The 9,739-nt window shown below is 53.6% G+C and carries 8 protein-coding genes; 7 read left to right on the forward strand and 1 reads right to left on the reverse strand.

Features of this window, described 5'->3' with window-relative positions:
- Nucleotides 1-344 precede the first annotated feature (344 nt).
- Nucleotides 345-1,220 carry a DMT family transporter gene (locus ABYW01_RS07055; protein WP_372831781.1) on the reverse strand — a complete coding sequence of 292 codons (876 nt, stop codon included), beginning with the start codon at nt 1,218-1,220 and terminating at the stop codon, nt 345-347.
- 498 nt (nt 1,221-1,718) lie between these two features.
- Here ABYW01_RS07055 and glyA point away from each other — a divergent pair, with 498 nt between their 5' ends.
- From glyA to ABYW01_RS07090, 7 genes are all read left to right on the forward strand, one after another.
- The gene (glyA, locus tag ABYW01_RS07060; RefSeq protein ID WP_372831782.1) at nt 1,719-2,981 is read left to right on the forward strand and encodes a serine hydroxymethyltransferase; all 1,263 of its coding nucleotides are present in this window, start codon (nt 1,719-1,721) and stop codon (nt 2,979-2,981) included.
- A 60-nt stretch (nt 2,982-3,041) separates the two neighbouring features.
- Complete coding sequence (locus ABYW01_RS07065; RefSeq protein WP_193953993.1) at nt 3,042-4,295, forward strand: sarcosine oxidase subunit beta family protein; 1,254 nt, start codon at nt 3,042-3,044, stop codon at nt 4,293-4,295.
- 14 nt (nt 4,296-4,309) lie between these two features.
- Entirely contained in the window at nt 4,310-4,609 is a 300-nt protein-coding gene (locus ABYW01_RS07070) for a sarcosine oxidase subunit delta (RefSeq protein ID WP_193953992.1), read from the forward strand.
- A 13-nt stretch (nt 4,610-4,622) separates the two neighbouring features.
- Nucleotides 4,623-7,640, forward strand: coding sequence for a sarcosine oxidase subunit alpha (locus ABYW01_RS07075; RefSeq protein WP_372831783.1), 3,018 nt, complete (start codon nt 4,623-4,625; stop codon nt 7,638-7,640).
- Nucleotides 7,633-8,307 (forward strand): sarcosine oxidase subunit gamma, encoded by a 675-nt coding sequence (locus tag ABYW01_RS07080; protein ID WP_372831784.1) that lies wholly within the window; start codon nt 7,633-7,635, stop codon nt 8,305-8,307. The genes ABYW01_RS07075 and ABYW01_RS07080 overlap by 8 nt, the downstream gene beginning before the upstream one ends.
- An 80-nt stretch (nt 8,308-8,387) precedes the next feature.
- Complete coding sequence (gene purU, locus ABYW01_RS07085) at nt 8,388-9,254, forward strand: formyltetrahydrofolate deformylase (RefSeq protein WP_372831785.1); 867 nt, start codon at nt 8,388-8,390, stop codon at nt 9,252-9,254.
- A 288-nt stretch (nt 9,255-9,542) separates the two neighbouring features.
- A partial coding sequence (locus ABYW01_RS07090; RefSeq protein WP_372831786.1) for a serine dehydratase beta chain occupies nt 9,543-9,739 on the forward strand: 197 nt, incomplete at its 3' end.

Here is a 9,739-nt window from a genome sequence, read left to right on the forward strand (position 1 = left end):
CTTGCCTCGCTCCAATCCCTTGTATAACACGGGTCTTTTTATACCACCCTACGCCATTGGGTGGTTTTTTTTGTCTGAAATAAGCTGTGAGCCATGTGCTATGGGGGTTGTGTCGGTATGGGGTGAAACTTGAAGCGATGCTTGTCGCAAAAAATATCGTCATACAGCGCATACAGACAACCGGGCTAGCAGGACAAACGATAATATTTATATCGATCGATACCGATCCATCAATGAAGGCTATACGTTGCCACCCAGAATGGGTGGCTTTTTTATTTTGCGGAAGCTGTTTTATATATCCATATATACTTTGGATATTAATAGAGCGGTTTTTCTTTCTGGATTTATTTGCTGCGCGAAAGAATGATGACCGCGGTAATAACCATTAATCCACCGATGTAAGTGCCGGTAGTTAATTGCTCACCGATCAAGATCAGGGCAATGGTTACCGCGACCACCGGTTCCATTGTTGAGATGGTTGAAGCATCCGAGGCGCCAATCTTGGGTGATCCGGCGATAAAGGTTGCTATGGGCAAAATAGTGGCAAAAAGCGCCAATCCGATGATCGATAGCCAGCCGAATTCAGATTGTGGCCAGTGGGTGGTTTGCATCGTGCTGGCGATCAGGCACGAAATCAAACAGCCAATAAGTACTGTACATGCGGATTGTAATGGATGGCTGGGGCTTGCCCGATGGCTACCGTACAGGATGGCAGCGCCATAACTCAGCGCCGCGAACAAAGCCCAGAGTATGCCCTGACCGTCTCCTTGAATATCGATGCCCACCGCAACCATAACGCCGCCAATAGCCAAGGTGACACTTAGAAGCTTTTTGCCGGTCGCTTTCTCTTTCAAAAAGAGGATCGAAAACAGGATCACAAATGCTGGAAACGAGAACAGCAGGATCACGGCCAAACTGACCGACATGCTATGACTGGCATTGTAATACCCCAGCGCCGCGCCTGAATAACCAATACCGACCAGCAGGTATTGCAGGTTATGGCGCAGGGGCGGAATCGGCAGGCGGCGAAGCCTTAGCCAGATCAGCATGATGGCGGCCGCAGCAGCAAATCTCAGTACCAGTAACCCGACCGGGCTTGCGCCATCACTATATGCAACGTGTGTAAAAAGCGGTTGCAGGCCATAACCGCAGGCTGAAACCAGCACCAGCAGGAATCCCTTGATGTAGTCATTGTTGAGTGTGGTGGTTTCTGTGTTCATCGGGGCCGCGTCTGTCAGTGGAAAAATTCGGACCCTAACAACCGGTTATCCCTTAGGGCAATGTTTCTGTCTACGCGTGTCGCTGTGAGTAAAGTGACGGGCAAATCCTGACGTAATCAGGATAGGGCGGTGCTGGCAGCCGCCGTCTGTGATCGGTTTTTTGATTCACTCATGAGGCGCAGTCATAGCTGCTGTATAGCGGTGTCGCTCATGCCTTTCCTGTGTTCTTCGACCTGTTGTGCAGATATCTCTGGTGCTGTCGTAAATTGATATTACCAAGACGTATTCGAGCATAGCCGCCTCTCTGAGACCCGATACTATCGGTGTCGTGGGAGTTGTTTAGCACGCCCTTTCGTGTAGGGCCCCTAGCCAGTTACACCGTATAGCGTTTACCTCCCGGCCTGATATCTATCCCTTTGCAGTGCTTAGGGAGAGGCAGGAAAAAATAACTAAAAACCAAAATTGTGACTCACCGACTATTCGGGTGAGGAGGTGCAAATGTTTACTAAAGATGACCAGATCCAAGGTTTTGACGATGCTCTGTGGGTAGTAATGGAGCGTGAAGCACAGCGTCAGGAAGAACACATCGAGTTGATCGCTTCGGAGAATTACACCAGTCCGCGCGTTATGCAGGCACAAGGTTCTGTGCTGACTAACAAGTATGCGGAAGGTTACCCGGAAAAGCGCTACTACGGTGGTTGCGAACACGTTGATGTAGCAGAGCAGCTGGCAATTGATCGTGCCAAAGAGCTGTTCGGTGCAGAGTACGCTAACGTCCAGCCTCACTCCGGTTCTCAGGCAAATGCCGCTGTTTATATGGCGTTGTGCGAGCCGGGCGATACCGTACTGGGCATGAGCCTGGCACACGGTGGTCATCTGACTCACGGTTCTCATGTGAACTTCTCCGGCAAGATCTACAACGCGGTGCAGTACGGTCTGAATGAAGAGACCGGCGAGATCGATTACGCACAGGTTGAAGCGCTGGCCGTTGAGCACAAGCCGAAAATGATTGTTGCGGGTTTCTCTGCTTACTCCCGTGTTGTCGATTGGGCGCGTTTTCGCGAGATCGCCGACAAAGTGGGTGCGTACCTGTTTGTTGATATGGCACACGTTGCTGGTCTGGTCGCTGCCGGTCAGTACCCGAACCCGCTGCCATTCGCAGATGTTGTCACCACCACTACGCACAAAACACTGCGCGGTCCGCGTGGTGGTCTGATTCTTTCCCGCGATAACGCGATGGAGAAGAAGATTAACTCTGCAGTGTTCCCGGGCGGTCAGGGTGGTCCTCTGATGCACGTGATCGCAGCAAAAGCGGTTGCCTTTAAAGAAGCGCTGGAGCCTGAGTTCACCGAATATCAGACGCAGGTTGTGAAGAATGCCAGCGCGATGGCCGATGTGTTTATCGAGCGTGGCTACGAAGTTGTATCCGGTGGCACCGATAACCACCTGTTCTTGCTGAGCCTGATCAAGCAGGGCCTGACCGGCAAAGATGCAGATGCTGCGCTGGGTCGCGCCAACATCACCGTGAACAAAAATGCTGTACCGGGCGATCCTCAGTCTCCATTTGTTACCTCGGGTCTGCGTATCGGTTCTCCGGTTGTGACGACACGTGGTTTCAAAGAAGAGCAGTGCCGCACACTGGCGGGCTGGATCTCCGATCTGTTGGATGTTCTGGACCAGCCGGAAGCGCTGGACGCGAAGATTGCCGACGTGAAAGAACAGGTACTGGCGCTGTGCGCTGACTACCCAGTTTACCGCTAATTTGAACAGAACTGCGGCGGTTAGCGAGCGCTGACCGCCCCTTAAACGGGAGCTGATACCATGCAGCATTATTCAGGTTTCGGACTGTTCAAGCACAGTCTTAGCCATCATGAAAACTGGCAGCGCGCCTGGCGTAACCCTACGCCAAAGAAGAAATACGATGTGATCATCGTGGGTGGCGGCGGCCACGGTCTGGCAACGGCGTACTACCTGGCGAAACAGTTTGGCGTGACCAATGTCGCGGTCATCGAAAAAGGGTATCTGGGTGGGGGTAACACCGCACGTAATACCACCATTGTACGTTCCAACTACCTGTGGGACGAAGCGGCTCACCTGTATGAGCACGCGATGAAGTTGTGGGAAGGTCTGTCGCAGGACCTGAACTACAACGTGATGTTCTCCCAGCGTGGTGTACTGAACCTGGGTCATACCCTGCAGGACATGCGCGATATTGAGCGCCGTGTAAATGCAAACCGCCTGAACGGTGTCGACGGTGAAGTACTGGATCCGCAGCAGATCAAAGAGATCGTGCCGCATATGGATTGTTCTGAAAATACCCGTTACCCAATCATGGGTGCGTCCTGGCAGCCACGTGGTGGTGTTGCACGTCACGATGCAGTGGCATGGGGCTTTGCCCGTGGTGCGGATTCTCACGGTGTGGACCTGATTCAGCAAACCGAAGTCACCGACCTGATCATCGAAGATGGCACCGTAGTGGGTGTGAAAACCAACCGTTACGGCGATATCAAAGCGGATCGTGTGGGTTGTGTGGTTGCAGGTAATTCCAGTGTGTTGGCGAAGAAAGCCGGTTTTGAACTGCCGCTGGAATCTCACCCGCTGCAGGCACTGGTATCTGAGCCGATCAAACCGGTACTGGATACGGTTGTGATGTCCAACCACGTACACGGTTATGTCAGCCAGTCCGATAAAGGGGACTTGGTGATTGGTGCCGGTATCGATGGTTACAACGGCTACGGTCAGCGTGGTTCTTTCCCAACGATTGAGCATACGGTGCAGGCGATTGTGGAGCTGTTCCCGATGTTCAGCCGCGTACGTATGAACCGTCAGTGGGGCGGTATCGTAGATACGTGCCCGGATGCCTGTCCGATCATCAGTGATACGCCGGTTAAAAACCTGTTCTTCAACTGCGGTTGGGGTACCGGTGGCTTTAAGGCCACGCCGGGGTCCGGCAACGTATTTGCCGCATCACTGGCAAAAGGTGAGATGCATGAACTGGCGAAGCCATTTTCCATGTTCCGATTCCACGACGGCGCGCTGATCGATGAGCACGGCGCTGCTGGTGTAGCACACTAACGGGAGAGAATTACATGTTCCATATCTACTGCCCGCACTGTGCGGAATACCGGGAAGAGGAAGAGTTCCACGCTTCAGGTCAGGCGCATATCGCCCGTCCGCTGGACCCAGAAGCCTGCTCCGATAAGGAGTGGGGTGAATACCTTTACTTCCGTAAGAACCCACGTGGCATCCACCACGAGTTGTGGGTGCATGCTGCCGGATGTCGCAAGTTCTTCAATATCACCCGCGACACCCAGACTTACGAAATCAAAGAAGTTTACAAGATTGGAGAACAGCCTTCGGTGGTTGCCCAGTCTGGTAATAGCAAATAACGGGAGCGGAGTTATGACACAGAAAAACCGCCTGCAGAGCGGAGGTCGCATCGACCGTTCCAAGCCTCTGACATTTACCTACAACGGTAAAAAGTTTAACGGCTTCCTGGGTGACACTCTGGCATCTGCCATGCTGGCCAATGGCATTGATATTGTTGGTCGTAGTTTTAAATACAGCCGTCCGCGCGGCATCGTTGCAGCGGGTGCAGAAGAGCCGAATGCGGTCCTGCAGCTGGGCGCAACTGAAGCCACTCAGGTGCCAAACGTTCGTGCGACGCAGCAGGAACTGTTTAACGGTCTGGTATCGTCCTCGACGAATGGCTGGCCGAGTGTAGAAACCGATCTGATGGGCACCATCGGTAAGATGGGCGGCAGCATGATGCCACCGGGTTTCTACTACAAAACCTTTATGTATCCGAAGTCTCTGTGGGATACCTACGAGTCGATGATTCGTAAAGCGGCCGGTTTGGGTCGTTCCCCGCTGGAAAGTGATCCGGATACCTACGACAAAATTAACCAGCACTGTGATGTGTTGGTGGTCGGTGGCGGACCTGCGGGTCTGTCTACGGCACTGACCGCTGCGCGCAGTGGTGCGCGTGTCATCTTTGCCGATGAGCAGAACGAGTTTGGTGGTAGCCTGCTGAGCAGTAAAGAAACACTGAACGGTGCGCCAGCGTCTGAATGGGTTAACGCGGTCGTTGAAGAGCTGCGTGGATACGACAATGTGATGTTGCTGCCGCGCTCTACGGTGAATGGCTACCATGACCACAACTTCCTGACGATTCACGAACGTTGCACGGACCATATCGCCGATATTGCACCGGCGGGTCAGGCACGTCAGCGACTGCACCGTGTACGTGCTAAATGGGTTGTTCTGGCGACAGGTGCGCACGAACGTCCACTGGTCTTCGCAAACAACGATGTGCCGGGTTGTATGGTCGCTAATGCGGTATCGACCTACATCAACCGTTACGGCGTTGCGCCGGGTAACGAACTGGTGCTGATGACCACCAACGATTCCGGTTATCAGGCCGCGTTGGATTGGCATGATGCGGGCCGTAAGGTCGTGGCGATTGTCGATACGCGTCAGAACCCTAAAGGTGACCGTGTTGAAGCTGCGCGTCAGCGTGGACTGAACCTGATAACCGGTTCTGCGGTGATTGAAGTGCAAGGTAGCAAGCGCGTGAGCGGTGTGTCTGTTGCGCCAATTAGCGCTGATGGCAACAAAGTGACAGGTTCCGTGAGCAAACTGTCTGCTGACACCGTGGCGTCTTCCGGTGGCTGGAGTCCGGTTATTCACCTGTCTTGCCACACGGGCAGCCGTCCGGTTTGGAACGATGATGTTGTGGGTTTCCTGCCAGGACCTACGGTTCAGAAGCAGCTGACGGCGGGTGCAATCAATGGTAGTTACAGCACCAGTACTGCACTGTTTGAAGGTCTGAATGCCGGTCTTAAGGCGGTTGCTGAAGTGGGCCTGAGTGCCTCTGAAGTGATGTTGCCGAAAGCGGAAGAGGTGAACGAGGGTACTCCTATGACCCTGTTCCACATTCCGCACCTGAAACCAACATCACAGGCGCCAAAGCAGTTCGTCGATTACCAGACTGACGTAACGGCTGCGGGTATCGAAGTGGCGTGTCGCGAAGGTTATGAGTCCATCGAACACGTGAAACGTTACACAGCGATGGGTTTTGGTACTGATCAGGGCAAGCTGGGTAACATCAACGGTATGGCCGTGGCGGCGAAAGCGCTGAACAAAACCATTCCGGAAACCGGTACAACGATCTTCCGTCCGAACTACACCCCGGTGTCTTTTGGTGCAATCGCCGGCCGTGACTGTGGCGCGCTGTTTGATCCTGAGCGTTACTCCGCTATGCATAAATGGCACGTGGCGCGTGGTGCGAAATTTGAGGATGTGGGCCAGTGGAAACGTCCTTGGTACTTCCCGAAACCGGGTGAGTCCATGCAGGAAGCACTGAACCGTGAATGTCTGGCAACGCGTGAGTCTGTCGGTATCTTGGATGCGTCCACGCTGGGTAAGATCGATATTCAGGGTAAAGACGCCCGTGAATTCCTGGGCCGTGTTTACACCAATGCCTGGGCCAAACTGGCGGTCGGTAAGTGCCGTTATGGCCTGATGTGCGGTGAAGACGGCATGGTCTTCGATGACGGTGTGACCTCCTGTCTGGGTGAGAATCACTTCCTGATGACCACCACCACCGGCGGCGCTGCACGCGTACTGGAATGGCTGGAACTCTACCATCAGACCGAATGGCCTGAGATGGAAGTGTACTTCAACACTGTGACGGATCACTGGTCCACGCTGACCATCTCCGGTCCGAACAGCCGTAAGTTGCTGGCTGAGCTGACGGACTGTGACCTGTCCAACGAGAACTTCGCGTTCATGGACTGGAAACAGACCACTGTGGCAGGGGTTCCGGCACGTGTGTTCCGAATCTCCTTTACCGGTGAGTGCTCCTACGAGATCAACGTTCAGGCCAACTACGGCATGCACGTCTGGGATAAGCTGTTTGAACACGGTGAGAAGTTCAACCTGACGCCGTACGGCACCGAAACCATGCACATTCTGCGTGCAGAGAAAGGTTTCATCATCGCCGGTCAGGATACAGACGGTTCTGTTCACCCGTTCGATCTGGGTATGGGCTGGTGTGTGGCTCAGAAGAAACCGTTCAGCTACATCGGTAAGCGTGGTATGGCCCGTGAGGACTGTGTACGCGAAGACCGTAAGCAGCTGGTGGGTCTGAAAACCACCGATCCTAAGGTTGTGTTGCCGGAAGGTGCACAGGGTGTACTGGATCCAAAAGCACCGATCCCGATGCCAATGGTTGGTCACATCACCTCCAGTTACTGGAGTGCCAATCTGGATCGCAGCATCGCCATGGGCTTTGTTAAAGGCGGCCTGAACAAGATGGGCGAGAAAGTCTTCTACCCGCTGGCTGATGGCACCGTTGTTGAAGCTGAAATCTGTAGCCCGATCTTCCTTGATCCAAAAGGGGAGCGTCAAAATGTCTGATCTGAATGTAGCCGTACCGGAAGAAAAAGTAGCGACCACGAAAGCGGTGGTCATGAATCAGGTTGCCGGTCCAGAGGTGCGTGCGGAATCCCCGCTGTACCATGCGGATCTGGATAGCCTTGCAAAGCAGGGACCACGCAAGGGCGGTATCCGCCTGCGCGAGAACAAACTGTTGGGTCATCTGACGTTGCGTTGTAACCCAAACAACGCAGATCAGCTGGCTGCTGTTGAGCGGGTTCTGGGTATGGCGCTGCCTTTGCAGCCGCTGACCTCTGTTGAAAAGGGTGAGGCATCTATTCGCTGGATGTCGCCTGACGAGTGGCTGATTATCGTACCGGGTCTGAAAGCGTTCGACGTGGAAACCCGTTTCCGCGATGAGATGGACGGCCACTACTCGCTGGTCAATGGTAGCGGTGGTTCCACTGTACTGGAACTGTCCGGTGATGATGTGGTGGAGATGCTGAAGAAATGCACCCCAATTGACCTGCATCCGTCGGAGTTTCAGGTCGGTAAGGTGGTCTCCACGGTCTTTGCCAAAAGCACCGCAGTGATCCGCCGTACCGGTGAGAAGCAGTTCGAGTTGGTGATCCGTCGCAGTTTCTCAGATTACCTCTGGCTGTGGATTCAGGATGCCAGCCGCGAGTTTGGTCTGGTTGTAGACGCCTGATCTGGAACGTGTCAGGACCGCCCTCTGTGGAGGGAGGTCTCTGACATGAAAAAATGGTTTCTGATATTCAAGAGATTGCTATGAAATCTAAGCTCAAACCCTGGATCTTTACTGCCAGCTGTCCGAGTGTTCTGGGCACCGTTGATGTGGTCACACGTTACATGGCGGAGTACGGAAACTACGTGGAAGATATCCACTCCTATGATGACCGTGCTGCCGATCGTTTCTTTATCCGTATCGAGTTTCATCCTCAGTTTGAAGGCTTTAGCGCCGACGAATTTAACACCGGCTTTTCACCTCGTGCGGAAGAGTTCGAGATGGAGTGGAGCCTGACGCCACCGGAGCACCGCCCGCGTGTGGCGATTCTGGTGTCAAAGTACGATCACTGCCTGAATGACCTGCTGTACCGTCACCGTACGGGACAGCTGAACATTGAAGTGCCGGTGATTATCTCCAACCATCCGGATTTGAAACATCTGGCGGAGTGGCACGACATTCCGTACTACCACCTGCCGATTACGCCGGACACTAAGCCGGAGCAGGAAGCACAGATCGTTAAGCTGTTGGAAGAGTACGATATCGAGCTGGTGGTGCTGGCGCGCTACATGCAGGTGCTGTCGGCGGATCTTTGCTCCTACCTCGATGGTAAAGCGATCAATATCCACCACTCTCTGTTGCCGGGCTTTAAGGGTGCACGTCCGTATCATCAGGCATGGGAAAAGGGTGTGAAGATGGTCGGCGCAACCGCGCATTACGTGAACAACGGTCTGGACGAAGGTCCGATCATCGCTCAGGGTTTGCAGCAGGTTGACCATGCGCACTACCCGGAAGATCTGATCGCGAAAGGTCAGGATGTGGAGCGTATCACGCTGATGAATGCCGTCCGTTGCCATATCGAAAAGCGCGTATTCCTCTGCGGAAGCCGTACTGTTGTTTTTAGTAAGTAAAGTACCGTCTGACGCTACTTTAACCCTGTGACTTGTTCGCAGGTTCCTTAGTTTCAACCTGTGTTTGCGTCTTGATAAGCGCACACCTTCGAGGCTGGCCCTCTGCATCCCGATGCGGATACCTCCCACCATTTCAGGTCAGCCTCCTCTTTCTTCTGTTTGTTCTGCTTCGAAACAACGCTTTAAGGAAACTACAGGTCGTAATCTGACATACCTGGTTTTGACCGAAGCGCATAATCCTCCTTTATCACAATAATAATCAGCGCTATTCATAGCGGCGGAGGCAGTATGTCTATCAGTGTGTTTGATCTTTTTAAAATAGGCGTAGGCCCATCCAGTTCACATACGGTTGGCCCCATGTTGGCGGCGGCTGAGTTTGCCGATCATTTGGCGCAGATCGGAAAAGCACAAGACGTTAAACGTATTCAGTCAGACCTCTACGGCTCCCTCAGTGCCACCGGTGTCGGGCATGGCACCGATAACTC

It is taken from the genome of Pontibacterium sp., assembly GCF_041587635.1.
Lineage (GTDB): Bacteria > Pseudomonadota > Gammaproteobacteria > Pseudomonadales > Balneatricaceae > Pontibacterium.

What these genes read in the sequence shown, in the direction of transcription:
- glyA (WP_372831782.1), top strand. Translation starts at nt 1,719, where the DNA reads ATGTTTACTAAAGATGACCAGATCCAAGGTTTTGACGATGCTCTGTGG.
- ABYW01_RS07055 (WP_372831781.1), bottom strand. Translation starts at nt 1,220, where the DNA reads ATGAACACAGAAACCACCACACTCAACAATGACTACATCAAGGGATTC.
- purU (WP_372831785.1), top strand. Translation starts at nt 8,388, where the DNA reads ATGAAATCTAAGCTCAAACCCTGGATCTTTACTGCCAGCTGTCCGAGT.
- ABYW01_RS07065 (WP_193953993.1), top strand. Translation starts at nt 3,042, where the DNA reads ATGCAGCATTATTCAGGTTTCGGACTGTTCAAGCACAGTCTTAGCCAT.
- ABYW01_RS07070 (WP_193953992.1), top strand. Translation starts at nt 4,310, where the DNA reads ATGTTCCATATCTACTGCCCGCACTGTGCGGAATACCGGGAAGAGGAA.
- ABYW01_RS07080 (WP_372831784.1), top strand. Translation starts at nt 7,633, where the DNA reads ATGTCTGATCTGAATGTAGCCGTACCGGAAGAAAAAGTAGCGACCACG.
- ABYW01_RS07075 (WP_372831783.1), top strand. Translation starts at nt 4,623, where the DNA reads ATGACACAGAAAAACCGCCTGCAGAGCGGAGGTCGCATCGACCGTTCC.